This is a genomic window from Tessaracoccus antarcticus, from assembly GCF_003688855.1.
GTDB lineage: Bacteria > Actinomycetota > Actinomycetes > Propionibacteriales > Propionibacteriaceae > Arachnia > Arachnia antarctica.
The window spans coordinates 1353787-1378447 of the sequence record NZ_REFW01000001.1; the positions used below are offsets into that span (position 1 = coordinate 1353787).

Annotated in this window: 28 protein-coding genes and 1 tRNA gene; 17 read left to right on the forward strand and 12 right to left on the reverse strand. The window is 68.8% G+C overall.

All coding sequences use genetic code 11. The features are described 5' to 3' along the window. Nucleotides 1-20: 20 nt before the first annotated feature. Complete coding sequence (locus EAX62_RS05865) at nucleotides 21-464, reverse strand: Hsp20/alpha crystallin family protein (RefSeq protein ID WP_121900651.1); 444 nt, start codon at nucleotides 462-464, stop codon at nucleotides 21-23. A 145-nt stretch (nucleotides 465-609) separates the two neighbouring features. On the opposite strand from EAX62_RS05865, the gene EAX62_RS05870 reads away from it, so the two are divergent. Both EAX62_RS05870 and EAX62_RS05875 read left to right on the forward strand, forming a co-directional pair. After that, nucleotides 610-685 (forward strand) — tRNA-Arg (locus tag EAX62_RS05870). 61 nt (nucleotides 686-746) lie between these two features. Continuing rightward, nucleotides 747-1385: a hypothetical protein gene (locus tag EAX62_RS05875; RefSeq protein WP_121900652.1), complete on the forward strand. Its 639-nt coding sequence runs from the start codon at nucleotides 747-749 to the stop codon at nucleotides 1383-1385. A gap of 88 nt (nucleotides 1386-1473) precedes the next feature. On the opposite strand, the gene EAX62_RS05880 is transcribed toward EAX62_RS05875, so the two are convergent. The 6 genes from EAX62_RS05880 to EAX62_RS05905 form a co-directional block, all read right to left on the reverse strand. Next, nucleotides 1474-2307 (reverse strand): MetQ/NlpA family ABC transporter substrate-binding protein, encoded by an 834-nt coding sequence (locus tag EAX62_RS05880; protein WP_121900653.1) that lies wholly within the window; start codon nucleotides 2305-2307, stop codon nucleotides 1474-1476. A 46-nt stretch (nucleotides 2308-2353) separates the two neighbouring features. After that, complete coding sequence (locus EAX62_RS05885) at nucleotides 2354-3037, reverse strand: methionine ABC transporter permease (protein WP_121900654.1); 684 nt, start codon at nucleotides 3035-3037, stop codon at nucleotides 2354-2356. Then, complete coding sequence (locus EAX62_RS05890) at nucleotides 3037-4044, reverse strand: methionine ABC transporter ATP-binding protein (RefSeq protein ID WP_121900655.1); 1008 nt, start codon at nucleotides 4042-4044, stop codon at nucleotides 3037-3039. Before EAX62_RS05890 ends, EAX62_RS05885 begins: the two co-directional genes overlap by 1 nt. 303 nt (nucleotides 4045-4347) lie before the next feature. Continuing rightward, nucleotides 4348-4626, reverse strand: coding sequence for a DUF7218 family protein (locus tag EAX62_RS05895; protein ID WP_121900656.1), 279 nt, complete (start codon nucleotides 4624-4626; stop codon nucleotides 4348-4350). 137 nt (nucleotides 4627-4763) lie between these two features. After that, on the reverse strand, nucleotides 4764-6173 hold the full coding sequence (fumC, locus tag EAX62_RS05900) for a class II fumarate hydratase (protein ID WP_121900657.1): 1410 nt from the start codon (nucleotides 6171-6173) through the stop codon (nucleotides 4764-4766). A gap of 9 nt (nucleotides 6174-6182) precedes the next feature. Continuing rightward, on the reverse strand, nucleotides 6183-7502 hold the full coding sequence (locus EAX62_RS05905; RefSeq protein WP_121900658.1) for an MFS transporter: 1320 nt from the start codon (nucleotides 7500-7502) through the stop codon (nucleotides 6183-6185). A 187-nt stretch (nucleotides 7503-7689) separates the two neighbouring features. Between EAX62_RS05905 and EAX62_RS05910 the strand changes: the two genes are divergently transcribed. The 6 genes from EAX62_RS05910 to EAX62_RS05935 are packed head-to-tail and all read left to right on the forward strand — an operon-like array spanning nucleotide 7690 to nucleotide 11484. Beyond that, nucleotides 7690-7941, forward strand: a complete 252-nt coding sequence (locus tag EAX62_RS05910; RefSeq protein ID WP_121900659.1) for a DUF6457 domain-containing protein — start codon at nucleotides 7690-7692, stop codon at nucleotides 7939-7941. After that, nucleotides 7938-8702 (forward strand): HesA/MoeB/ThiF family protein, encoded by a 765-nt coding sequence (locus tag EAX62_RS05915; protein WP_199711126.1) that lies wholly within the window; start codon nucleotides 7938-7940, stop codon nucleotides 8700-8702. Before EAX62_RS05910 ends, EAX62_RS05915 begins: the two co-directional genes overlap by 4 nt. Next, a complete protein-coding gene (locus EAX62_RS05920; protein ID WP_199711127.1) occupies nucleotides 8699-9931 on the forward strand; it encodes a molybdopterin molybdotransferase MoeA in 1233 nt (410 codons plus the stop codon). Before EAX62_RS05915 ends, EAX62_RS05920 begins: the two co-directional genes overlap by 4 nt. Next, the gene (gene moaC / locus EAX62_RS05925; protein ID WP_121900660.1) at nucleotides 9928-10401 is read left to right on the forward strand and encodes a cyclic pyranopterin monophosphate synthase MoaC; all 474 of its coding nucleotides are present in this window, start codon (nucleotides 9928-9930) and stop codon (nucleotides 10399-10401) included. Before EAX62_RS05920 ends, moaC begins: the two co-directional genes overlap by 4 nt. Further along, a complete protein-coding gene (locus tag EAX62_RS05930) occupies nucleotides 10394-11248 on the forward strand; it encodes an NTP transferase domain-containing protein (protein WP_121900661.1) in 855 nt (284 codons plus the stop codon). Before moaC ends, EAX62_RS05930 begins: the two co-directional genes overlap by 8 nt. Continuing rightward, complete coding sequence (locus EAX62_RS05935; protein WP_121900662.1) at nucleotides 11245-11484, forward strand: MoaD/ThiS family protein; 240 nt, start codon at nucleotides 11245-11247, stop codon at nucleotides 11482-11484. The genes EAX62_RS05930 and EAX62_RS05935 overlap by 4 nt, the downstream gene beginning before the upstream one ends. A gap of 29 nt (nucleotides 11485-11513) precedes the next feature. Here the strand turns inward: EAX62_RS05935 and EAX62_RS05940 are convergent, their stop codons facing one another. Continuing rightward, nucleotides 11514-12221, reverse strand: coding sequence for a helix-turn-helix transcriptional regulator (locus EAX62_RS05940; protein WP_147454030.1), 708 nt, complete (start codon nucleotides 12219-12221; stop codon nucleotides 11514-11516). 52 nt (nucleotides 12222-12273) lie between these two features. On the opposite strand from EAX62_RS05940, the gene EAX62_RS05945 reads away from it, so the two are divergent. The 5 genes from EAX62_RS05945 to EAX62_RS05960 are packed head-to-tail and all read left to right on the forward strand — an operon-like array spanning nucleotide 12274 to nucleotide 16930. Beyond that, the gene (locus EAX62_RS05945) at nucleotides 12274-12558 is read left to right on the forward strand and encodes a DUF2249 domain-containing protein (protein ID WP_121900664.1); all 285 of its coding nucleotides are present in this window, start codon (nucleotides 12274-12276) and stop codon (nucleotides 12556-12558) included. Nucleotide 12559: 1 nt separating this feature from the next. Beyond that, nucleotides 12560-13666, forward strand: coding sequence for a hypothetical protein (locus EAX62_RS16850; RefSeq protein WP_233557820.1), 1107 nt, complete (start codon nucleotides 12560-12562; stop codon nucleotides 13664-13666). Continuing rightward, nucleotides 13663-16266, forward strand: coding sequence for a multicopper oxidase domain-containing protein (locus EAX62_RS05950; protein ID WP_233557821.1), 2604 nt, complete (start codon nucleotides 13663-13665; stop codon nucleotides 16264-16266). The genes EAX62_RS16850 and EAX62_RS05950 overlap by 4 nt, the downstream gene beginning before the upstream one ends. 59 nt (nucleotides 16267-16325) lie before the next feature. Next, nucleotides 16326-16514: a hypothetical protein gene (locus EAX62_RS05955; RefSeq protein WP_199711128.1), complete on the forward strand. Its 189-nt coding sequence runs from the start codon at nucleotides 16326-16328 to the stop codon at nucleotides 16512-16514. Further along, nucleotides 16511-16930 (forward strand): VOC family protein, encoded by a 420-nt coding sequence (locus EAX62_RS05960; RefSeq protein WP_121900666.1) that lies wholly within the window; start codon nucleotides 16511-16513, stop codon nucleotides 16928-16930. The genes EAX62_RS05955 and EAX62_RS05960 overlap by 4 nt, the downstream gene beginning before the upstream one ends. 6 nt (nucleotides 16931-16936) lie before the next feature. Here the strand turns inward: EAX62_RS05960 and moaA are convergent, their stop codons facing one another. Genes moaA through EAX62_RS05980 form a run of 4 tightly spaced genes read right to left on the reverse strand, consistent with a single transcriptional unit; the run spans nucleotide 16937 to nucleotide 19812 of the window. Then, nucleotides 16937-17923 carry a GTP 3',8-cyclase MoaA gene (moaA, locus tag EAX62_RS05965; protein WP_121900667.1) on the reverse strand — a complete coding sequence of 329 codons (987 nt, stop codon included), beginning with the start codon at nucleotides 17921-17923 and terminating at the stop codon, nucleotides 16937-16939. After that, nucleotides 17920-18363: a molybdenum cofactor biosynthesis protein MoaE gene (locus EAX62_RS05970; protein ID WP_121900668.1), complete on the reverse strand. Its 444-nt coding sequence runs from the start codon at nucleotides 18361-18363 to the stop codon at nucleotides 17920-17922. The genes moaA and EAX62_RS05970 overlap by 4 nt, the downstream gene beginning before the upstream one ends. Continuing rightward, a complete protein-coding gene (locus EAX62_RS05975; protein ID WP_199711130.1) occupies nucleotides 18363-18845 on the reverse strand; it encodes a MogA/MoaB family molybdenum cofactor biosynthesis protein in 483 nt (160 codons plus the stop codon). The genes EAX62_RS05970 and EAX62_RS05975 overlap by 1 nt, the downstream gene beginning before the upstream one ends. A 52-nt stretch (nucleotides 18846-18897) precedes the next feature. Beyond that, nucleotides 18898-19812 (reverse strand): 4Fe-4S dicluster domain-containing protein, encoded by a 915-nt coding sequence (locus tag EAX62_RS05980; protein WP_147454031.1) that lies wholly within the window; start codon nucleotides 19810-19812, stop codon nucleotides 18898-18900. A 116-nt stretch (nucleotides 19813-19928) separates the two neighbouring features. Here EAX62_RS05980 and EAX62_RS05985 point away from each other — a divergent pair, with 116 nt between their 5' ends. From EAX62_RS05985 to EAX62_RS06000, 4 genes are read left to right on the forward strand one after another with little or no spacing between them, the layout of a single operon-like run. Further along, the gene (locus EAX62_RS05985) at nucleotides 19929-22394 is read left to right on the forward strand and encodes a DMSO/selenate family reductase complex A subunit (protein ID WP_121900670.1); all 2466 of its coding nucleotides are present in this window, start codon (nucleotides 19929-19931) and stop codon (nucleotides 22392-22394) included. A gap of 3 nt (nucleotides 22395-22397) precedes the next feature. After that, on the forward strand, nucleotides 22398-23024 hold the full coding sequence (locus EAX62_RS05990) for a DMSO/selenate family reductase complex B subunit (RefSeq protein ID WP_121900671.1): 627 nt from the start codon (nucleotides 22398-22400) through the stop codon (nucleotides 23022-23024). A gap of 1 nt (nucleotide 23025) precedes the next feature. Continuing rightward, the gene (locus EAX62_RS05995; protein ID WP_121900672.1) at nucleotides 23026-23943 is read left to right on the forward strand and encodes a dimethyl sulfoxide reductase anchor subunit family protein; all 918 of its coding nucleotides are present in this window, start codon (nucleotides 23026-23028) and stop codon (nucleotides 23941-23943) included. Continuing rightward, nucleotides 23940-24635, forward strand: a complete 696-nt coding sequence (locus EAX62_RS06000) for a TorD/DmsD family molecular chaperone (protein WP_121900673.1) — start codon at nucleotides 23940-23942, stop codon at nucleotides 24633-24635. The genes EAX62_RS05995 and EAX62_RS06000 overlap by 4 nt, the downstream gene beginning before the upstream one ends. The last annotated feature ends 26 nt before the right edge of the window (nucleotides 24636-24661 follow it).

The following is a 24661-nucleotide window of genomic DNA, read 5'->3' on the forward strand; positions in this document are numbered from 1 at the left end:
CTTGTGTTTCTGGGTGCTTCTCAGGACTTCTCTGGGTCCTCCGAGACGCTCCCGGTGATCATCTGGGAGCCTGCGGAGTGGCTGACCTGGATCTTGCGGGACTTCGCCTCCTCCGCCACGGGGATGCTCAGCGTGAGCACGCCGTCGGCATAGTCGGCCTCGATCCGGTCTGCGGCCACGCCGTAGCCCAGCGTCAGTTGCCGCGCGAACGTGCCGGTGGGGCGCTCGTGCACGAGCCACGCGATGTCATCGTCGCTCTGCGCCATGCGGTCCGCGCGGACCGTCAGAGTGCGGTCCTCCACGTCGATGTCGATCGTCTGGGGGTCGACGCCGGGCAGATCGATACGCGCGATGAAGTGGTCGTCCGCTCGGAACAGGTCCATGGGCATGCCCACCGGGGCGGGGGTGCGCATGGCCGAGAAGACACGGTCCATCTCGCGAATCGGGTCGAATGTGAGTGTCATGTGGTCCTCCTTGGAAATCGTGACGGAACAGGTGCCAACAGGTTGAGTCCCATCGGCTCATGCCCCCATTCTAGCCATTGAGCGGCCTCCGCTCAACTCGCTCGGCTTCGCCGTCCAGCAGTGATCCCGCTACGCTGTCGGGGTTGGCCCCGTAGCTCAGGGGATAGAGCACCGCTCTCCTAAAGCGGGTGTCGGAGGTTCGAATCCTCCCGGGGTCGCCAACGCTGCAGCGTGTCGAGGGCGACCAGGCCCCGGACAGGAGGGCACGGGTCGGTGTACGGAATGCAGAGATGGACCACGACCCATCCGGTCGGCTTCTGGATCAGTCTCATCGCCGTCGCCGTCGTGCTGGGAATCATCCTGCCGGTGAGTTCACTCTTCTACACGTCAGCCCTGGTCTCCGGCCTCGTGTGGCACCTGAACAGTGCCGCCGCCGTCAAGGACCTTGAGCCCGGACGGGCCAGGTCCCGGATCGAGGGGCCACGGGGCAGGGCCGATGTCGCGCCGCCACCGCCGTTGTTCCTGCCGGCCAGCCCCCATCTCATGCTCCCGCGTGGGCAGAAGGTTCAGGTGACCAAGGAGGAGCATCACCTCGAGCACATGGGGGTGGCTCTCGCCGAGGCGGGGAATCGCCACATTGCCGCCACGCTGCACCGCATGGCCCCGCTCACGCGACGCTCCACGAAGGAGCGCGTCCAGGTGCGGATCGACGGCCGCCCCGTCGGCGAGTTGACGCCCTACATGTCGGAGCACTTCCTTCCCATCATCCGGGTGTGTGACGAGCGTGGCGTCATCGTCGCCTGCGCCGCTGTGGTCAAGGGCAACCAGCTCAAGGCGGACGTGGTCCTCGACGCCGTCAGAGCCGTCGATCTTGACGACGGCTGGATCGAGGCGCACATCCTCAACCCCGGGACGCCCTGAGCCGGGATCCCAGGCTGCCACAACGCACAGGACCCGCGGCCACCATGGGGGTGGGCCGCGGGTCCTGTGCACTCATGGGTGCAGCCGGTCAGTTGCCGGCGATGACGTCGCCGGAGGGCCACGTCTCCTTGATGAAGGCGGCCACCTCGTCGGAGTGCAGGAGCTCGTCGAGCTTCGCCACGCCCTCGTTGGTGTTGTTGCTGCGCCACGCCAGCAGGTTGGCGTTGGGGTTGCCCTCGACGGCCTCCTTGGCGATGGCGTCGTCGGTGTTGAGGCCGGCGGTGAGGATGAAGTTGCCGTTGACGAACGCGACGTCGATGGCCGGGTCCTCGAGCTGCTGCACGATCACCTCGGGCTGGTTCTCGGCAAACTTGAACCCGCGGGGGTTCTGCTCGGGCGTCAGGCTGAGCACGTTGCTGTCATCGGCCACGTCCTTCAGCTGGCCCTCGGCCTCCAGCACCCGCAGGCCACGGATCTGGTTGGCGGCGTCGTTGGTGATGGCGATGGTGGCGCCGTCGGGCACGTCGGCCAGGGAGTCGTACTTGCTGGAGAACGCGGCGTAGGGCTCGATGTGGATGCCCTCGCCGTGGTCGAACTCGTAGCCCTTCTCCTTGATCTGGTCCTCGAGGTAGGGGAGGTGCTGGAAGTAGTTGGCGTCGATCTCACCGGAGGCCAGTGCCTCGTTGGGCAGCACGAAGTCGTCGAACTCCACAATCTCCAACTTGATGCCGGCGTCCGCGGCAAGCTCCTTCTGGACGAACTCCAGGATCTTGGCGTGGGGGGCCGGGCTGGCGCCCACCTTGACTGTGACCAGGGAGCCGGCGTCGCCGTCGGCGGCCGGGGTGGTGCCCCCGCCGCAGGCGCTCAGGAGCAGCGCTGTGGAGATGGCCAGTGCGGCCGAAACTTTCCGAATGGTGGACATGGGTGTACCTCTTCTTGCTTGATGGGACGGGGGAGTGAGCGAGGGCTCAGCGGTGGTCGACGCGGCGCACGACCGCCTCACCCACCAGTTGGACGACCTGGACGAACAGGACGAGGATCACGAGGACGACGAGCATCACCTCGGGCTGGAACCGCTGGTAGCCGTAGTTGTAGGCGAGACGGCCGAGCCCGCCGCCACCGATGAGTCCGGCCATGGCGGAGTAGCCGATGAGCGTGACCAGGGTGGTGGTGACGCTGGCCACCAATGAGGGCATGGCCTCGGGCAGCATGACCTTCCACACCGTCTGGGCGCGGGTGGAGCCCATGGCGTGCGCGGCATCGACCTTGCCGGGCTGCACGTCGCGCAACCCCGACTCGACGAGCCGGGCGAAGAACGGCACGCAGGCGATGGTCAGCGACACCGACGCCGCCAGCGGGCCGATGGACGTGCCCACGATGAACCGGGTGAACGGCATGAGGGAGACCATGAGGATGGCGTAGGGCACCGAGCGGGTGATGTTGACGATGATCCCGGACAGCACCACGCTCACGGCGCGGTTCGCTGCCATGCCACCCGGCTGGGTGACGAACAACACCACCCCCAGCGGGAGACCGATCACCACCGTCGCGACACCTGCGATGCCCACCATGAGGAGGGTCTCCACGAGCGCAGGCCACAGGGCAGTGGTCAGGGCCGGGTTGGACAGGAGGTCGTCGAGGAATCCGGGCATCAGGCCACCTCGTCGATGCTCGGGGCGGAGATGGTGCTCTCGGCACCGAGCCCCTTGAGGTGGCTGACCACCACGGCCGGGTCCAGGGAGGGTGGCACCAGCACGCGCATGCGGGAGAAGGTGGTTCCGTCGAGGTGTTCTACGGTTCCGGCCAGGACAGGCAGGTCCGCGTCGAAGTGGCGCTCGGCAGCAGTCAGGGCCGCAGTGTCCCCCGGCTGCGTGGTGTCCAGCACCTCCAGGGTCGCTCCGAGGGTGGCGGGCAGGGGCGCGGCCGGCGGGAGCTGCAGCAGCATCTCGCTGAGCCGTCCTCCGAGGCGGCCCACCACCCCAGCCAGCGGCCCGGACTCCACCACGAGGCCTGCCTCCAGGAGGGAGACCGAGTCGCAGATGCGCTTGACCACATGCATCTCGTGCGTGATCACCAGGACGGCCAGGCCGAGGCGGGCCTTGATGTCGGCGATGAGGTCGAGGATCTCGTCGGTGGTGCGAGGGTCCAGTGCGCTGGTCGGCTCGTCGCACAGCAGGACGTCGGGGTCGGTGGCCAGTGCCCGGGCGATCCCCACGCGCTGGCGCTGCCCCCCGGAGAGCTGCGCAGGATGGGCGGCGGCGGCGTCGCCGAGACCCACCAGACCGAGGAGCTCCGTCACCTTCGCCGCCCGCTCGCGACGCTCCACACCGGCAAGCTCCAGCGGGTAGGCGACGTTGTCCGCGATGGTGCGGGAGTCGAAGAGGTTGGCGTGTTGGAAGACCACCCCGAGGCGGCGTCGTGCTCTGCGCAGGTCACTGGAGCGGACGTGCGCCAGGTCGACGCCGTTGATCTCGACGGTGCCGGAGGTGGGGCGGTCGAGCAGCGCGAGGCACCGCACGAGCGTCGACTTCCCGGCGCCGGACTGGCCGATGACGCCGTGCACTGAGTCGTCGGGCACCTCGAGGGTGACGCCGTCGAGCGCACGGATCTCACGGTTGGCCTGGTGGTAGACCTTTTTCAGGTCCTTGACTGCAATCACTGGTGACCCTCTCGGGGGTGCCGGAGCTCAATCGCTGGTGGTGGCGGACACAGACTGGCCTGTGATGAACGCCCTGGGTGTGCGAGCTCACGTCCCACATCAACTCGGTTGTCCGAGGAGTGGGCGTGGTCGCGGGTCTCAGACGCCGGTCAGCGACAGCACATTCGCACGCGCATCATCATGGCCGGGACTGCGGGCAGCAGGCGGGCAGGACGAAGGGTGCAGGTGAACACGACCCCGAATTTAGCAGTCAAGCCACGCCCCCACCAAACCCTCAGGATCACAAAGGCCGCCACCCGCGCGTCAGTGGCTGCGCAGTGCCCCGATGAGGGCGGCCTTGTTCATGGTGGAGCGGCCATCGATGCCGATCTCGGCGGCCCGCTTGTGCAGGTCGCCGACACTCCAGTCCTCGTAGCTGCCGGACTCGCCACCCTTGGCGCCCACTTCGGAGCGCGACGTGGCGGCGGCGGCGTTGGAGATGCGGGCAGCCTTCCCCTTGCTGGCGCCGTCGTGGCGCAGCGCCTCATACATTTCCGGGTCCTTCACGCTCGGTCCGGGATCCTGCCCATCTGTCGTGGCCATGCCAATTCCTCCTCACTGAGTGTGGTGTGCAGCAGTGCGCACCAGTCCACACCATGTGTGGGGTCACCGGGTGGTGAACGCGCACAGGCGCCGACACCGTGGGGGCGGTGTCGGCGCCTGTGCGCTTCGTGCCTGGCTCAGATGGCCGTGGGGTGGGTCATGTCGATGGGGACCACCCACTGGGTGAACTGTTCCTCGCTCAGGTAGCCGAGGTCGAGGGCAGCCTCGCGCAGTGAGCTGCCGTCGGCATGGGCCTTCTTGGCGATCTTGGCGGCCTTGTCGTAACCGATGTGGGGGTTCAGGGCCGTGACCTGCATGAGGTTGCGGTCCAGATTGTCCTGGATCCGTTCGATGTTGGGTTCGATGCCGACGGCGCAGTGGTCGGTGAACGCCTCGCAGGTGTCGCCGATGAGGCGGATGCTCTCCAACACGGCGTGTGCCATGACCGGCTTGTACACGTTGAGCTGGAAGTTGCCCTGGCTGCCGGCGAAACCGACGGTCGCGTCGTTGCCGAACACGCGGGTGGCCACCATGGTCATGGCCTCGCACTGGGTGGGGTTGACCTTGCCGGGCATGATCGAGCTGCCGGGTTCATTCTCCGGGATGGTGATCTCACCGATGCCGTTGCGGGGGCCCGAGGCAAGCCAGCGGACGTCGTTGGCGATCTTCATGAGCGCCATCGCCAGCACGCGCAGCGACCCGGAGACCGCCACGAGGGCGTCGTGGGCGGAGAGGGCGGCGAACAGGTTGTCGGCCTGGCGGAACGTGAAGCCGGTCTCCTCCGCGATCTTCTCCGCACACAACTCGCCGAAGCGGGGGTGGGCGTTGAGGCCGGTTCCGACGGCGGTGCCGCCGATGGCCAGCTCCTGGAGGCCCAGTTCGCTGTGGCGGACCTGCTCCAGCGCGAAGTCGAGCTGCGCCACCCAGCCGGAGATCTCCTGGCCGAGGGTGATCGGGGTGGCGTCCTGAAGGTGCGTGCGGCCCACCTTGACGATGTCCGCGAACGCGACCGCCTTGCCCGCCAGAACATCCCGCAGACGGCTGACCCGGTCGTACAGCAGTGCGTGGAGGTCCCAGACGATGGCGATGTGCATGGCCGTGGGGAAGGTGTCGTTGCTGGACTGGCCACGGTTGACGTGGTCGTTGGGATGGACCGGCGACTTGCTGCCCATCACGCCGCCCAGGAGTTCGATGGCGCGGTTGGAGATGACCTCGTTGGAGTTCATGTTCGACTGGGTGCCGCTCCCGGTCTGGAAGACCACGAGCGGGAAGTGGGCGTCGAGGTCGCCCCGGATGACCTCGTCGGCGGCCGCGACGAGCGCGTCCACCTGCTCCTTCTCCAAGGGCAGTTCGCCGAGCTCGGCGTTCGCCTGGGCTGCAGCCTTCTTCAGGATGCCCAGTGCCCGGATCATGGAGCGACCCCAGACGAAGGTGTCGCGTCCGATCGGGAAGTTGCCGATGCTGCGCTGGGTCTGTGCGCCCCAGTAGCTGCCGGCGGCGACCTCGAGGGCGCCCATGCTGTCGGTCTCGTTGCGTGTCTCAGACATGGCCCAACCCTATGACCCGGACCTGGAGCCGCGGACCTCGGGTGGCACTTCCACCAGGTCGGGCCGTCCGGGGAGCTTCTCGTCCATGTGCGTGATGACCATGTGCATCCAGATCAGCGCCACGATGGTCAACGCCAACAGCACGAAGAAGGGTGTCGACGCGACCCCGGTGATCACGGTCAGGTAGGCGAACAACGGGGGGAGGAAGAAGCCGCCCAGGCCGCCGAGCATGCCGACGAGGCCGCCCACGGAGCCCACGTTGTCGGGGAAGTACGTGGGGATGTGCTTGAAGACGGCGGCCTTGGCCACGCCCATGGCACAGCCCACCACGAAGATCAGGGCCACCACCAGCCACAGGGGCAGTCCGTAGGGGCCGGACTTGCCGCGACCGCTGGGGGTCGACAGCACGGCCAGCGCCACGATCATGGTGAAGAAGGTGGCATACATGGCCACCCGTGCACCCCAGACGTCGGAGAGCCATCCGCCCAGGGGGCGCAGAAGTGACGCGGGGAAGATGAAGGTGGCCGTCAGGAGGCCGGCGGTGGTCAGGTCCAGGCCGAAGCTGTCCATGTAGTGGCCCGGCAGGATCGCGGCGTAGGCGACGTAGGCGCCGAACGCGATCACGTAGTAGAGGCTGAAGCGCCACACCCTGATGTCGGACAGGGGGCGCAGCATCGCGCCCAGCGGTTGCGACCTGCCCGGCATCCGGTCCTGGGCGGGTGCGAGCCACCACACGAGTGCAGCGCACACCAGAAGCAGCACGGCGTAGAACGTCGGGATGAGTCGCCAGCCACCCTGCAGTCCGAAGAAGACGGTGGTGCCGGCGGTGGCGGCTATCACGGGCGGGCCGATGAACTTGGTGACGGAGGCGCCCACGTTGCCGGCCCCGAAGACGCCCAGCGCGAAGCCCTTGCGCTCCGCCGGGAACCAGGCGGAGTTCCAGGCGATGCCGCTGGAGAAGCTGTTGCCGACGAAGCCGACGAGGAACGCCAGGACCAGCAGCATCTCGTAGCTGGCGGCCAGCGACACGAGGTAGGAGAACACTGCCCCGGCCAGCAGGAGGATCACCATGATCTTCTTGCCGCCGAACCGGTCCGCCAGGATGCCGGCGGGCAGCCGCCACAAAGAACCGTTGAGCACCGCGACGGCGCTGATCCACGACAACTGGAGGTTGCTGAGGCCGAACTCGGCCTGGATGGGCTTGCCCAGGATGCCGAACATCAGCCACACGGCGAACATCAGGGTGAAGGCGATGGTGGACAGCGTCAGGACGCGGTTGGCGCCGACGCTGGTGGGGCTCGTGGTGCGCGTCGTCTCGGTGGTGCTCATCTGTCCTCCGCTGGGGCTGATCGGGCGTGGTCGACCACTTCGGCAGTGGCCGGCTCACCGTCGGGATTCCTGATGGTAGGACCGGCGTTTCTCCACCTGCGCGGTGGGGTCCCTTTGGGTGTCCGGTGGTGCCTGGCGCCCCGGGACGCCCCGCCGGGGAGTCCGCCGGACTGGCATGATGAAGGGCGTGCAACGCAAACCAGTCGACGAACAGGCATGGCAGCCGTGGGTGAGCGCCGTGGCGGCCAGCGTGGGCATTGATCCCCTGGCCGTGTCCATCCCCGCCATCCATGAGGTCACCAGTGCGGTGTCGCACTCGCGGACACGACCCATGGGCCCCGTGGCCGCCCACATCTGGGGCCTGGCGAGGGGTATGCATCCACAGGTCGACCCCGACGTCCTGCGCCGGGCCATCATCGACGCTGCCGAGCAGCAGTGACAAGCTGGCCCGGGCCGCTGGTGGCGCCGACCGCCACGCTCGCCCCCCACGAGATCGCGCGGTACGCGCGCACCATCTCCCTGTCGGGAGTCGGCACGCAGGGGCAGCGTCGGCTCAAGTCCGCGCGGGTCTGCGTGGTGGGTGCCGGCGGCCTGGGTGGACCCGTCCTGCAGTACCTGGTGGGTGCCGGCGTGGGCCACATCACGGTGGTCGACGACGACGTCGTCGAGGTGCGCAACCTGCAACGCCAGACCCTCTACGGTCACGCGAGCATCGGCCACAAGAAGGCGGACGCAGCAGTGGCGCGCCTGCGGGACCTCAATGATCTCATCACCCTGTCGGCCGTCAGCCGGCGCGTGACGGCCGAGTCGGCCGCGGACATCTTCGCCGGCCACGACCTCGTGGTGGACGCCGTTGACAACCTTCCCACCCGTCTCGTGACGGCCGACGCCTGCCAGGCTCTGGACCTGCCGTTCGTGTGGGGGGCCGTGCAGTCCGTCAACGGGCAGGTCTCGGTCTTCTGGGAGCGGCTCGGACTGGGGCTGCGGGACCTCTTCCCCCGTCCGCCCGCCGAGATGCCGAGGCTTGACGACGTGGGGGTGCTCGGACCCATGACGGGGTGGGTGGGCTCCGTCATGGCCACGGAGTGCCTGAAGGTCATCATGGGGATCGGTGAGCCGCTCGTGGGCCGAGTGATGTACATCGACACCCTCGGTGCGAGGGTGTCGGAACTGCCGTTGAAGGGACGTGGACCCCAGTGACTGAGCGCGTGATGCTGAGCGTTGAGGAATACCTGGCCGAGGTGCTGGACCTGGTGACCCCGCTGGGGGAGGTCGACGTCGTGCCCGTGGCACAGGCCGTGGGACGAACCCTGGCCCTTCCCATCGTGGCCACCGCGGACGTTCCCGTCATGGCCAACTCCGCCATGGACGGGTTCGCCGTGCGGGCCGCCGACCTGTCGATGGGTGCCATTTTGCAGGTGGTGGCCGACGTTCCCGCCGGCAGCCCCCTGGACCCGGCGCTCGTGGCAGGGCAGTGCTGCCGCATCATGACGGGTGCATGCGTGCCCTCCGATGCGGACACCATCGTGCCCGTGGAACTGGTGGACCAGTCCGCCGACCGGCAACGCATCACAGTGCGGGAGGTCCCCGCCCGCGGAGCCCATGTCCGGGGCGCGGGGGAGGACTTCACCCGCGGGGTGGAGGTGCTGCCTGCCGGGATTGCCCTGGGGGCACGCGAGCTGGGGCTGGTCTCCGGTGCAGGGGTGGCCGAGGTCACGGTGGTGCGTCGCCCCCGCGTCGCCGTGGTGGCCACCGGGGACGAGTTGCGCCCGCCCGGTGCGCGGCTGGAGCGGGGACAGATTTACGAGTCCAACGGATTGTTCCTGGCCACCGCACTGGCGGCTGCAGGGGCCGACGTCGTGGCGGCGCTCACGCTGCCCGACGACGATGACGAGTTCGCAGCAGGACTCGAATCGGCGGCGTCCGCGGCCGACCTCGTGGTCCTCAGTGGCGGCGTCAGCGTCGGCGACCATGACGTGGTGCGCATCGTCCTGCAGGCCCGGGCCACGTCCGCGTTCCGGCACGTCCTCATGCAGCCCGGCAAGCCCCAGGGCTGGGCGCTCTGGAAGACCGCCGCGGGACGCATGGTGCCGCTGGTGGCGCTGCCCGGCAACCCGCTGTCCACCATGGTGAGCTTCGAATTGTTCGTCACGGCCGTGCTCGACCGACTGTTGGGACGGGCCAGTCAGGGTTGGCAGGTGGCGGTGGCCGGTATCGACTGGGTGCCGCCCGTTCGTCGCCGCCAGTTCGTGCCCGTGGTGGTGGAGGTCGACGCGCAGGGTTGTCAGCGGGTCACCCCCGTGCACCGTCGCGGCTCCGCCTCGCACATGGTGTCCGCGGCCGCCCAGGCCGACGGCCTGGCCATGGTGGAGGCCGACGTCGAACGCGTCCACGCAGGTGACACCGTTTCGTTCAGGAGGTACCGATGAGCAGTTTCACCCATCTCGACGATGCCGGGCACGCCCGCATGGTCGACGTCACCGCCAAGCAACCCACTGTGCGAAGCGCCACCGCCGCCGCCTCGGTGCACTGCTCCGCCGCGGTGATGGACATGCTGAGGTCCGGGACGGTGCCCAAGGGTGACGTGCTGGCGGTGGCACGCATCGCCGGTATCCAGGCGGCAAAGCGCACGCCGGATCTGTTGCCGCTGGCCCACGTGATCGGCGTCCACGGCGTGGTCTGCGACCTGGAGTTGGTGGAGGGGGGCATCGACATCACCGCCACGGTCCGCACGGCGGATCGCACCGGCGTGGAGATGGAGGCGCTCACCTGCGTGGCCGTCGCCGCCCTCGCGGTCGTCGACATGGTCAAGGGCACCGATCGCACCGCCTGGTTCGGTGACGTGCGTGTCCTGGCGAAGGAGGGCGGCCGGTCCGGCTCCTGGAGGCGGGATGCCTGAGGTGCCGCTGGACTTCGACGCCGTCATCGTCGCGGGCGGACGTGGTTCCCGGCTCGGTGGTGTGGTCAAGGCTGACCTGCAGGTGGGCGGCGAGCGCCTGCTTGACCGGGTCCTGGCCGCGGCCCGCCATGCGCGGCAACGCGTTGTTGTGGGACTCGTCGACGTGCCCGAAGGTGTGCGGCAGGTGGTGGAGGACCCGCCCGGGTCCGGACCCGCGGCCGGACTCGTGGCCGGGTTGGACGCCCTCGACGACCCATCCGCATGGACCCTGGTGCTGGCATGCGACCTGCCCGGGGCGGAGCAGGCCGTGCCGCGACTGCTGGAGGCCGCCATGGCTGGCGGAGACGCCGACGGCCACTGCCTCGGCTCCGGCGACGGCACCCCCCAGTGGCTGTTGGGCATTCACCGCAGCGACGCGCTGCGCCGGGCCGCCGCCGACTATGGCGACCCGAGGCAACGTTCGGTGCGGGGTCTGCTGGCGCCGCTGCGCCTCGCCGTGATCGCCGACGCCGAGGGCGACGGCAAGGACGTGGACACGTGGGGCGACTACGAGGCCTGGGACAAGCGCTGGAGGATGAGGATGGAGACAGAGCACGAGGGCTGGGGACGTTTCGTCCGTCAGGCGTGTGAGGCCGTGGGCGTGGACCCCGCACTGGTGGACATCAGTGCCGTGCTGGACATGACCCGTGAGGTGGCGCACGCCGGTGCGCGCCCGATGGCGCCCGTCAGCGCGTACCTGCTGGGGCTGGCCATGGGGATGGATGCCGACGCCGACCCGGAGCGCCTGCGCCGGGTCATCGAGGACGTCGCCACCGCGGCGCCCGTGCCGAAGAAGGAGAAATCATGATCCAGGTTCGCCTCTTTGCCGCCGCAGCTGATGCGGCCGGCACTGCCACCGAGGACGTTTCCTGCGACACGCTGGGCGCCCTGGTGGAGGAACTGCAGCAGCGTCATGGCGAGCAGTTCGCTGCAGTGCTGGACCGCTGCTCCGTGCTGGTGGACGGCCGAGCCGTCACCGACCCGGCCGAGTCGCTGGCGGGGGCCCAGATCATCGACATCCTGCCTCCATTCGCCGGGGGCTGACATCGAGGAGGGCGTTCGGCCCGAAGGGCTCAGCTGGCGCGATTCTTCGGCTGGTCCACAGGCGTCTTCAGCGTCATCCGGCAGCCGTCGGGCTCCGAGAACGGAAGCAGTTGCACGCCCTCGCGTGCCCCGATGCGCCGCAGCACGCCGTCGATCAGGCCCTGGTGGATGTTGCAGATGAACTCGGGTGAGCCGTGCGCCATGTCCAGGAGAGGGCAGGTCCGCAGAATCACGGCGTCACCCTGCTCGGTGTGGACTGTGCTCGGGTCGAATCCGAGGATGTCGAGGACCTCGATCACGGCGTCCAGTGGCTGCTCCGCGTGGTCTCGCGTGAGTTCGTCGGCTCGTTTGGTGCCCCACGCCCGTCCGATCTCCTGCGCTTCCCGGGGTCCGTTGCCGGTGGCCACCAGGTAGGAGGCGAAGACGTCGGCCAGTTCACGGGTCTCGTCAACGCGCCCCGCGCCGAGGCTCTGACGGCCCATCGCCGTGAGGGTGTAGCCGCGTGGACGGCGACCGGGGCGATCGGAGGCGACGTCGCTGACCGTGAGGAGCTTCAGTGCGGTGAGCGCGTCCAGGTGCTGCCGGGCCGAGTTCGCGTGCCCGCCGAGGTGTTGGGCCACGTTGTTGATGGTCACCTGCGTGCCGTCGAGGTCGAGGACGGCCTGCAGCACCCGGCGCCGCGGCGGTGTCAGAGGCGGCGGCGTGGTCAGGGGGCGGGGTCCATTCGCGTGCATCACGTCCTCGAGTCTAGCTCATTTATCCATTCCGGCCTGTAGTAATGTCCGCGGCATGACAGAGCTCAACATCACCGAGAAGACATCCTCCTGCGGCTGTGGCGCGGCCCACGACGCACTGCCCGAACTCGACGCCCGCCAGATCCCGCATGCGGTGCGCCACGCGGCCATCCACGGTGTGGTGGACGCCCTCGCGCCCGGCGCAGCCGTCATCCTGGTCGCGCCGCACGACCCCCTGCCGCTGCTGGCCCAGATCGAGCAGCGTCACGGCTCCGACATCACCGTCGAGTACGTGCAGCGCGGCCCACAGGCGTGGAAGTTGAAGCTCGAGCGCGTCTGACATGACCGCCCCGTCCCTCACCCCGCCCGCCACCCGGACGGGGACGCAGGGCACCCGCACCCCCGTGGGGCGTGTTCTGCTTCTCGGCGTAGGGGGCCTGTGCCTGCTGGCGGGTCTCGATGCCGCTCTGGTCCGGCTCGGGGTGTGGGCGCCGGTGGCCTCGGAGCGAGTCGGCGACCTCCACGGTCCCGTCATGGTGCTGGGTTTCCTGGGGACCCTGATCTCCCTGGAGCGGGCGCAGGCGCTGCGCAACCCGCTGGCCCACGTGGCGCCCGCCCTCCTGGGCGTGGGGGCCGTGGTGCTGGTGGCCGGTGGGCCGGTGCTGCTCGGGCAGCTGCTCCTCTTCGACGGAGCCCTTGCCTTCACGGCCGTGCTCGTGGCGTTGTGGGTGCGTGCGCCGGTGCCGCTGGTGGCGGCCCAGGCACTCGGAGCGTTCTTCGCGGCACTCGCCGCGGGGCTGTGGATGCGTCTCGACGTGGCCACCATTCTCCCCTTGCTGGCTGTGTTCCTCATCATCACGATCGCGAGCGAGCGGGCCGAGTTGGCGCAGCTCACCATGGGTGCGCGCGCCGTCCCCACGCTCCTGACGCTGGTCTGCCTCCTGTCCTTGGGTGCGATCACGGCCGTCGTTGCCCCCGCTGTGGGGCTGCGCATCCTCGGGTTGGGTGCCACTCTGGTGGCGTTCTGGCTGCTGCGCGACGACGTGGGTCGCCGCATGGTGCGGACCTCGGGCCTTCGACGCTTCAACGCGGCCGCGTTGATGGCGGGCAACGTGTGGCTCGCCCTCGCCGGCCTGGTCTGGCTGGTGGTGGGCCAGCCCGACGGCCGATGGGCCTACGACATCGTCATCCATGGGACATTCCTCGGCTTCGGGATCTCCATGGTCATGGCGCACGCGCCCATCATCTTTCCGGCCGTCATCGGGCGGCCGCTACCCTACACACGGGCGTTCTGGGTGCCACTCGTGGCACTGCACGCCAGCCTGGCCCTCCGCGTCGTGGGGGACCTGGCAGGAATCGACCTTCTCTGGAGGACTGGCGGCATCGTGAACGTGGCATCCATCCTGTTGTTCATCCTCGTGGCGGCACATGCCGTGATCCGCCCGTGAGGCGCGGGACGCAGCCGCTACGGGACTTCCCCCTGGTGGTGTGGCTCGTCGCTGCGGTCACCGTGGCGCTGATCCACCGGTGGGTGCCGGAGGCCACCTGGCTGCTGGTGCACCTCATCGCGCTCGGTGCGATGACGCACGCCGTCATGGTGTGGAGCGCGCACTTCACCGCGGCGCTGCTGAAGACACGCGACGACGACGCCACCCGGCGGCGGGCCACGTGGCGGCTGGCGCTGCTGGGTGTGGGATCGCTGCTCGTGTTCGTCGGGGTCCCCACCACGATGTGGTGGCTCGTGGTCGCCGGCGCCACGATCGTGTCCGTGGCCGTGGTGTGGCATGCCATCCAGTTGGTGTCCGACCTGCGCCGCGCGCTGCCCGGCCGCTTCCGGATCTGCATCCGCTACTACGTGGCCGCCGCCTGCTGCCTGCCCGTGGGGGCCGGTTTCGGCGTCGCACTGGCGTTCGGCCTCGACGACACCTGGCACGCCAATCTGCTGGTCGCCCACACCATGACCAACCTGCTGGGCTGGATCGGCCTGACGGTGGTGGGCACGCTCGTCACGTTCTGGCCCACGGTCCTGCGCACGCGCATGGATGATCGCGCCGAGAAGCTGGCCCGGCAGGCACTACCGGTCCTGCTCGGCTCCCTTGCCGTGGTGGTGGCTGGTTCCCTCTTCGCCCTGCGACCCGTCGCGGTCATCGGTATTGCCGGCTACGCGCTGGCGCTGGTGTGGTGGGGTCGCTGCCTCGTGGCGCCGCTGCGGAAGCGACCGCCCAAGGAGTTCGCCTCCGCATCAATCCTTGCCGCCTGCGTGTGGGCTGTCGTCGCCCTCGTGGCCACGGCCGTGCACGTCCTTGTCTCCTCCGACATCGAGGTGGCCTCCGGCTACCCGGTGGTGGCGTCGATCTGGGTGGCCGGCTTCCTCGTGCAGCTGGTCACCGGCGCACTGTCCTACCTTCTGCCCTCCGTGGTGGGCGGTGGCCCCCGCGTGGTGCGGGCCGGGGCCGCATGGTTCGACCGCTTCGCCACCGCGCGGCTCGTGGTCATCAACGGCGGACTGCTCCTGTGGCTGCTCCCCACACCCAGCTGGGTGCGGGTCAGTGTCTCGTCGCTGGTCCTGCTGGCCATGGCCTCCTTCCTGCCCCTCCTGGTGGGTGGTATCCGGGCGTCAGTGATGGAGAAGCGCCGCGCCCAGGCCGGCGAACCAGCCGGCCCCTCGGAGCGGCCGGGCGCCTTCACTGGAACCGGTCTGATGGCCGGTGTGGCGGCGTTGGTGCTGGCCGTCAGCATCGGTGTGGGGGTCGATCCCGGCGCCGTGGGTCTCGCGACGAGTACGTCCAGCAGCGGCGAGGCCGTCATCACGGGCAACACCGTCAGGGTGCAGGTAGTGGCTGATGGGATGGTTTTCACGCCCCACCGCGTCGAGGTGGACCAGGGCGACCGGCTCGTCATCGACCTCGTCAACGAGGACACCACCACCGTGCACGACCTCTCCATCGGCGACCAGCGGACGTCCCGGCTGAAGACCGGGGAGCACGCGGAACTCGACCTCGGTCCAGTCCAGTCCTCCATCCAGGGCTGGTGCACCGTGGTGGGGCACCGCCAGATGGGCATGGTCTTCGACGTCGTCGTCCGCGGCTCCCAGGAGCCGGCGGGCGAGCCCTCTGCCGAACCCACGGCCCCCATGACGCACCACCACGGGGAGGTCCCCGAGCCCGAGCCCATCACCGGTGTGGTGGACCCCGTGCTGGCGCCGGCCACCAACGAACGCGTGCACAAGGTGGAGTTGCGTGCCACCGACGAGGTGCTGGAAGTGGCGCCCGGGGTCTGGCAGCAGCGGTGGACCTACAACGGACAGAGTGTGGGCCCGACGCTGCGGGGCCGCGTGGGGGATGTGTTCGAGGTCACGCTCGTCAACGACGGCACCATCGGCCACTCCGTCGACTTCCACGCGGGGACCCTGGCGCCGGATGTGCCCATGCGCACCATCGCGCCCGGCGAGTCGCTGGTGTACACGTTCACGGCGGAGAGGGCCGGCATCTGGATGTACCACTGCTCCACCATGCCCATGAGCGCCCACATCGCGGCCGGCATGCACGGCGCCGTCATCATCGACCCCGAGGGGCTCCCGGAGGTGGACCGCGAGTACGTTCTGGTGCAGTCCGAGGTGTACCTCGGCGAGGGCGGCGCGTCCCCGGAGGATGCCACCGAGGTGGACGCCGACGCGGTCACCGCGGAGCAACCGGACAAGGTGGTGTTCAACGGCGTGGCCAACCAGTACGACCAGAAAATGTTCCAGGCGAAGGTGGGGGAACGTGTCCGGTTCTGGGTGCTGGACGCCGGACCGAACCGGCCCAGTGCCTTCCACATCGTGGGCGGCCAGTTCGACACCGTCTACTTCGAGGGCGGCTACCAGCTGAAGGACGGCGTCGATGCGTTCGGCACCACCGGCGGGGGTTCGCAGGTGCTGGGGCTGCACGTGGCCCAGGGCGGGTTCGTGGAGCTCGAGTTCCCCGAGGCGGGCCACTACCCGGTGGTGAGCCACGTCATGGTTGACGCCGAACGTGGCGCCCACGGGGTGGTGGAGGTCACCGACTGAGGCCACGAGGGGGACGCGGACTCTGGTGGCGGTGGTCCATGGTGTGACAAGCTCACCGGATGGGGCTTCTGGATGCACGGACACCGTTGCTGGCCAGCGTCGCGGACCGTTGCGGGTATGCGGACCAGTCGCACATGGCCCGGGAGTGGCGGGCGCTGGCGGGTTGCACCATGGGCACCTGGTTGCGTGAGGAGCTCCCGTTGCTTCAAGACAGCCCGCTGGTGCAGGCGGCAGAATCATTGGCATGACTACAGCGATCGAATTGCCCGCCCCGCCCCCTCCCTCCGTGTGGCCGAGCCTGACTTTCATGGACGCCGATGCCGGCATCCGCCTGCTGGTCGAGGGGCTGGGGTTCGTCATCACCGCCGAGTACCGCACTGCGGAGGGGGTCGTGGAGCACGGGGAGGCCCGTTGGCCAGAGGGTGGCGGTGTCATGTTCGGCTCCCGCGGCAAGCCGGGCGACTGGGGAAGTCTGGGGCCGCAGGGCGTCTATGTCGTGGCAGCCGATGACGCAGGTGTTGATGCGGCCCTCGAGCGGGTGCGGGTGCTGCCGGGTGTCGAGATCCTGAAGGACGTCCACGACACCGACTACGGCTCGCACGAGTTCGCCATCCGTGACGCCGACGGCAACCTCTGGAGCGTCGGAACCTACCGCGGCGCCTGAGCCCGCTCAGCCGCCGATGGCGCTCATGGGGCGCGGCGGCTGCAGGAAACCGGGCTCGTTGATGCCGTGACCAGCCAGCTTGCCTCCCAGGCAGCGGTGCAGGATGGCGGCCACCTCCTCGTCGCTGGCGCCGGAGCGCAACGGCTCGCGGAGGTCGGACTCGGTGGTGGAGAACAGGCAGGAACGGAGCTGGCCGTCGGCGGTCAGGCGCAACCTGTCGCAGGCGCCGCAGAACGGCATGGTCACCGAGGCGATGATCCCCACGGTGTGGGGGCCGCCGTCGACGAGGAAGCGCTCAGCGGGGGCGGCGCCGCGGCCCGGGACCGCCTCCAGGTGGTACTCGGTGCGCAGCGACGCCAGGATCTCCGCGGCCGTGATCATGCCCTCGCGGCTCCATGTGTGCCCGGCATCCAGCGGCATCTGCTCGATGAAGCGCAACTCCAGATCATTGGCGATGGCCCAGCGCAGCAGGGCGGGGGCCTCGTCGTCGTTGATGCCGCGCATCAGGACACTGTTGATCTTCACGGGCGCCAGCCCGGCAGCCTTGGCGGCGTCGATGCCCTCCAGGACGTCGTCGAGCCTGTCGCGGCGGGTGATGACCTTGAACCGGAGCTTGTCGAGCGTGTCGATGGAGACGTTCACCCGTGCCAGGCCCGCGTCAGCCAGCTTCTGCGCCAGCCTCGGCAGGGCGATGCCGTTGGTGGTGATCGAGATCTCCGGCGCGTTCTCGATGCTGTGGATGGCCGCGACCACGTCGACGACGTCGGGGCGCAGCAGTGGCTCCCCGCCGGTCAGCCGCACCTCCGTGATGCCTTCCGCCACCGCCACCTCCACGATGCGCATGAGTTCGACGGGGGACAGCAACGTGTTGCGGGGCAGCCACGGCACCCCCTCCGACGGCATGCAGTACGTGCACCGCAGGTTGCAGTGGTCGGTCAGCGAGATCCGCAGGTCGCGGTGAACCCTGCCGAAGCCGTCAATGAGATTGCTCACGAGTTCACTCCCAGGTTGGACCACACCTGGCGGCCCGTTGCTTCAAATTGCTGTTTCCAGATGGGCAGCTCTGACTTGATGGCCTCGACGACTGCCTCGCAGACGTCGAAGGCCTGGCGGCGGTGCGCCGTCGCCACGCACACCACGAGCGCGAGTTCTCCGACGTCGAGGTGGCCGACGCGGTGCACGGCCGAGACCCGCGCCCCGCCGTCAGGGTCGAGACGCTCCAGCACACGGGTGACGATGGGGCCCATCAGGGCGTCCGCGTCGGGGTGGTGGGTGTAGTCGATCCCGGTGACGACGCCGTCGGCCTCGGGGTCGTGGTCGCGGATCTGGCCGATGAAACAGGTCACGGCCCCTGCCGTGGGGGACTCGACCGCGGAGCGCAGGTCGTTGACGTCCAGGGCGTCGGTGGTGACGCCGGAGCGGATCAGGGGCATCAGTGGTCGCCTCCGTCGAGTTGGTCGAGGATGTGCGGCACCAGCGGCAGCAACACCTCCAGGGACTCCGAGACCGCGTTGGGGCTCCCCGGCAGGTTGACCAGCAGCGCACGCCCCGTCACGCCGACCAGCCCGCGGGTCAGGGCCGCGTGTGCGGACTTCTTGCGGCCCTCGCTCCGGAACATCTCCGGGATGCCGGGCAACTCGCGCTCCAGCACGGTGGCGGTGGCCTCCGGGGTGTGGTCGCGGGGGGACACCCCCGTGCCTCCCGTGGTCACAATGAGGCGCGCTCCGGAGGTCAGGACCCGGCGCAGTTCGTCTGCCACACCGTCGATGCCATCAGCCACGCAGGACGCGGCCGTGTCGTAACCGGCCGCGGTCAACAGGGAGACGGCAAGGGGACCCGAGGCGTCGGGGCGCTCGCCGGCGGCCACGCGGTCGGAGACCGTGATGACATGGGCGGGCTGGCTCAGGCTGGGCATGGGTTCAGACTACCCATGCATGCTGTGTGCGAAACCGGGTGCACAGTCGCCATCACCTGCTCTCGTGGCCGCGGGCACGCAGCAGTGCGATGGCTGCGGGGGGAAGGTGGGAGCCGAACGGGTCGTTGCGACGGAGGCGGCACGGCTCGCACCACGTCGAACCGGAGTCGGCGGGGAAGCGGGCCTGGCACCGTTGGCAGACGGCCATGCTCAAGGTGGCCAGCACCCGGGGGGCGGCTTCCAGGACATCACTCCACGGCAGCGGGCCGGAGACGCTGAGGGCAGTGACCGGGCACAGTGCCACGCACTGCTGCTCGCCCCTGCAGGCATCGGGGGCCTGCAGCAGTGATGTCTGGTCCCCGGCCAGGGTGAGGGTGAGGGCGTCATGGGGGCAGGCGGCCACGCACACGCCACAGGCGGTGCAGCCGGACGCCAGGAGAGCCACGCCCGGAGCTTGCTGCGCCAGCGACGTCACCCCGGCGGCGCGCAGGCTCGTCAGGAGACGCGCGTGGTCGTCGGCCTCCGGGGCGTGCGTCGGCCAGGCCTGCTCAGCTGTGCGCAGACCCAGCAGGCCGCGACGCTCCACGGGGACACGGGTGGGGGACAGGGACCAGGACCAGGCGCGAACGGGGGTGGTCTCGGTGATCACGAAGCGCAGGAGCGTCCCGAGCGCGGCCCGCCACTGTTCAACCACCGTGGCCAGATCTTCCGGCGTGCAGCAGGAACACGGCGTCAACGCCACGTCCCGCACGCCGGCCAGGGACAGATCCACGAACCGGTGGAGGGGGAGATCCCGCACGCAACCGGGGACCTCCACGGCGGGCTGGCGCTTCGTGCCGAGCGGTGCACCGACTTCGCCGTGGCAGGTCAGCAGGACGAGACGCACGTCGTTGCGGGCGAGCCAGCGCTGGGCGGCCAGGAAGAAATGGTCGTCGCGCTGCCGTGGGGTGACGGGCGGCGTGGTCATGGTCACCAACCTACGCGCGGGAGGACTGTCTCGGTATACCACCCCGGGCGATCAGTCTCCTACGTCACGTCGTAGCATGGTTGCACCGCTTGTCGCCCCCTTGAGAGGACTGCACCATGGGAGTTCCCACTGCCATCACAGACGTCGCGACCACGCCCGTGACGCGGCGACGTTTCATGCAGTGGAGCGCCGTCGCCGGCGGCACCACGGGCGTGATGGGCCTCGGGGCTTGTGGCCTGCAGCCCCAGGACGAGAAGACCCCGGAGGCGGTGGGCGACAAGAGTGTCTGGAGTGCCTGCAACGTGAACTGCGGTTCCCGCTGCCCACTGCAACTGGTGGTGGCGGGCGGGCAGATCGTTCGTGTGGACCCCGACAACCGGGGCAGCAACGAGATCGGCGACCAGCAGGTCCGGGCCTGTGTCCGTGGTCGCTCCATCCGGCAACGCATCTATTCTCCGGAGCGACTGAAGAAGCCGCTGAAGCGTGTGGGCGCGCGAGGCGAGGGCAAGTGGGCGGAGATCGAGTGGGACGAAGCGTTCACCCTCATCGCCGACAAGTTGACCGACCTCATCGCTGAGCACGGCAACGAGTCCATTTACCTGAACTACGGCACGGGTGTCATCGGCGCGACCGTGGCCAAGAGTTGGCCGCCCCGCGCCACGGCCGTGTCCCGGCTCATGAACTGCATCGGCGGCTACCTCGACCACTACAACGACTACAGCGCCGGGAACATCGAGGCCGCCTGCGACTTCCACTACGGCAGCTACGTCACGTCGAACAGCAACGACGACACCCGCAATGCCAAGCTCGTGGTCATGTTCGGGAACAACCCGCACGAGACCCGCATGAGTGGCGGCGGCGAAGTGTTCGTCACGCAGCAGGCAAAGAAGCAGTCAGGCCACAAGGTGATCGTCATCGACCCGCGGCAGAGCGAGACCGTCATGAACCTCGCCGACGAGTGGGTGCCGATCCGTCCGGGCACCGACCTGGCCCTGGTGGCGGGCATGGCGCACGTGATGATCGAGGAGGGCCTGCAGGACCAGGAGTTCCTGGACACCTACTGCAGCGGCTTCGACGAGGACCACATGCCCGAGGGCGCCCCCGCCAACTCCTCCTACGCGAGCTACATTCTCGGCCTGGGGGAGGACGGCGTCGAGAAGACTCCCGAATGGGCGGCCTCCATCACCGGCCTGCCCGCCTCCCGGATCCGTTCCCTGGCCCGGGAAATAGCCACCACCAAGCCGTGCGCCATCAATGCCGGCTGGGGCATCCAGAGGCACAGCAACGGCGAGAGCCAGTCGCGGGCGCCCATGCTCTTGTCCAACATGATCGGCCAGGTGGGAATCCCCGGCGGCGGCACCGGCGCCCGGGAGGGCTCCGCGAGCCTGCCCATGGCAGGCTTCCCCGTGCTCGAGAACCCCGTCCGCCCCGTCATCTCCTACTACCAGTGGCCCGAAGCCATCGTGAACGGGAAGGGCTGGACGTACAAGGACGGCGTCAGGGACCTCAAGGACCTCAACTCCAACGCCAACGTCACCAACGACGTGACGCTGAACTCCAACATCAAGTTCATCTGGAACTACGGCTCCAACGCCCTTGTCAACCAGCACGGCGACATCAACAAGACCATCAAGCTGCTCTCGGACGAGTCGCTCGTGGAGATGATCGTGGTCATCGACACCACCATGTCGGTCTCGGCACGCTATGCCGACATCGTCCTGCCCGATGCGTCCACGGCCGAGCAGGTGGACCTGTCCAACCAGGGCAGCGCCGGCAACATGGGTTACGCCATCTTCACGGAGAAGGCCATCGAGCCCCTCTACGAGTCGATGCCCGTCTACGAGCAGCTGACCGGTATCGCCGAGAAGCTGGGCGTCAAGGACAAGTTCACCGAGGGTCGCACGCAGGACGACTGGGTGCGCTGGCTTCTGGAGGAGAGCCGGAAGAATGTGCCCGACCTCCCCGCCTACGACGAGTTCAGGGAGATGGGTGTCTTCCGGAAGAAGCTCGACCCCGTCATCGCTCTGAAGGACTTCCGCGACGACCCCGTGGCGAACCCGTTGGGGACGCCGTCGGGAAAGATCGAGATCTGGAGTTCCAACCTGCACAAGATGAGCCTTGACTGGAACTACGACGATGACCAGTGGATCGACCCCCTGCCCATCTATCGCCGGACGCGGGAACTGCACGGCGACCCCCTGCAGGCGAAGTACCCCATCCAGGTGATCGGCCACCACTTCAAGCAGCGCACCCACAGTTCGTACGGCAACAGCCCCTGGCTGAAGGAGGCCCACCCGCAGCGGGTGTGGATCAACACCCTCGACGCCGACAAGCGCGGCATCAAGGAGGGCGACCTCACACGCGTGTACAACGACTTCGGGGAGCTCCGCCTCCCCGCCTACGTGACGAACCGGATCCTGCCGGGCGTCTCCTCGGTGCCCCAGGGTGCCTGGTACACACCGGAGAAGCCGGGCGGTGTGGATGTGGGCGGCTCGGTCAACACGCTGACGAGCCACCAGACCACTGCCTACGCCAAGGGCAACGGGCAGCACTCGGCACTGGTCCAGATCGAGAGGGCATGAGCCATGGAATACAAGCAGTTGGGTTTCTACTTCGACCAGACGCTCTGCACCGGGTGCAAAGCCTGCTCGATCGCCTGCAAGGACAAGCACGACCTGCCCGTGGGGGTGAACTGGCGTCGGGTCCCCGAGTACTCCGGTGGGTCGTGGCTCGTGGACGAGAGCACCGACACTGCCACCAACACGGTGTTCACCTACTACACCTCCATTTCCTGCAACCACTGCGAAGACCCCATCTGCGCGACGGTGTGCCCCACCCAGGCGATGCACAAGGGCGCCAACGGCATCGTGTCGGTGGACCCCGACATCTGCATCGGCTGCCGCTACTGCGAAATGGCCTGCCCCTACGGCGCCCCTCAGTTCAACCCGGACAAGGGGGTCATGACCAAGTGCAACTTCTGCGCCGACAGGATCGAGGTGGGAGGCACCCCCGCCTGCGTCGCATCCTGCCCCAGCCGTGCCCTCGACTTCGGTGAGATCGAGGATCTCCGCGCCCGATACGGCGACCAGGCGTCCATCGCCCCGCTGCCGGACGCCTCGGTCACGCAGCCGAACCTGGTGGTGACGCCGCACGCCATGGCTGAGCCCAGCGGGTCACGCAACGGTCACATCGCCAACCTTGAGGACATCTGACATGTGGCACGAACTTCCGCTGGTCATTTTCACCATCGCCGCACAGATGTCCGTGGGCTCCTTCGTGGTGCTGGGCATCATCCAGCTCGTCAACTGGAACACCCCCCAGCGCACCCTTGACAAGGTGACGATGCCGGCCCTGTACGCCATCGGCCCCCTCCTGGTGTTCGGCCTGGCGGCCTCCACCCTGCACCTCGGTTCCCCCATGCGGGCCGCCAACGCGTTGCTGCATCTGCAGTCGTCGTGGCTCTCACGGGAGATCCTGCTGGGCATGCTGTTCGCCGGTTCCGGCGCCCTGTTCGCCGTGCTGCAGTGGTTCCGGTGGGGGCCACACCGCCTCCGTCAGGCGCTCGCGCTCATCACCGCCGTCCTGGGCCTGACGTTGGTGTATGCCATCTCCCAGGTGTATTCGCTGCGCACCATCCCCGCATGGGCCACCTACGCCACGCCGCTGCGGTTCTACATCACCACGTTCCTGCTGGGTGGCGTCGCCGTGGCGGCAGCCCTGGTGGTGGCCTCCTACGTGCGCCGCCGTCGCGGCGGTGAGCCGGACCCCGAGGCCAGGGCGCTCATCACCCGGACGGTGCAGGGCATCGCCTTCGGCGGCATCCTGGCCCTGGGGCTGAAGTTCATAGGCCAACCCGCCTACCTCTCCTACCTGGGGACGGAGGGTTCCGCTGCCGCCCAGGCGACGCTCGAGCTCCTCAACGGCAAGTACATGTGGCTCTCCGCGGCCCAGAACATCCTCATCTTTGCCGGCGTCGTCGGTCTGGGGTTCCTGCTGTTCCGCATGGCCCGCAGCCGGGGTGTGAGCCGGCTGCTGCCGGTGGTCACCGTGGCTGCCTTCGTGCTGGTGCTCAGCGGCGAGTTCATCGGACGCCTGCTGTTCTACGCCACGATGGTCAGGATCGGCATATGACGGGGGCTGACGTCGACGCTGTGCACACTCCGGAACGACTCGACGAGCTCGCGGCCGCCGCCACGTTCCTCAGCCACGCGTTGCTGCGACGCGACGCCGCAGGCTCCATGGTGGCCGAGCTTGCCTCCACCGGGCTGGCCCACTCCTGGCCCCTGACCGGGGATGCGCACCGTGCGGGCGCCCGGCTGCTGGAGCAGGCCGTCGCGGAGCCTGCCGACGACGCCACGCTCAAGGCCGACTTCGACGCACTCTTCGTGGGGCCGGGCAGCATGCACGCCTGCCCCTTCGAGTCGGTGTACCGCAGCCTGGAGGGGTTGACGTTCGAGGCGGAGACCATGCAGGTGCGGCGCTTCTACGCCGACCACGGCCTGCAGGCACCCGCCTTCAACAAGGAACCCGACGACCACGTCGGACTGGAGGTGGCCTTCGTGGGCCAGCTCTGCCTGGCCGCCCTCAATGCCATCGAGGACGGCGACCCGGGTCGCGCATCCCAGTTCATGTCCTCGGCCAGGCTGTTCGTGGGACAGCACCTCGGTGTGTGGGGGCCCGACTTCTGCACGCGGGTCATCGAGCACGCACAGACGGACTTCTACCGTGCCGTCGGGCATCTCCTGCTCGGCCTCATCGCAGAGTTCCCCCGGCTGCCGGGGGACAACTTGGCGCTGCTGGAGGCCGCACAGCGCCAGGGCTGACCCGCGCGGACGCCGCGTGGAGGTGC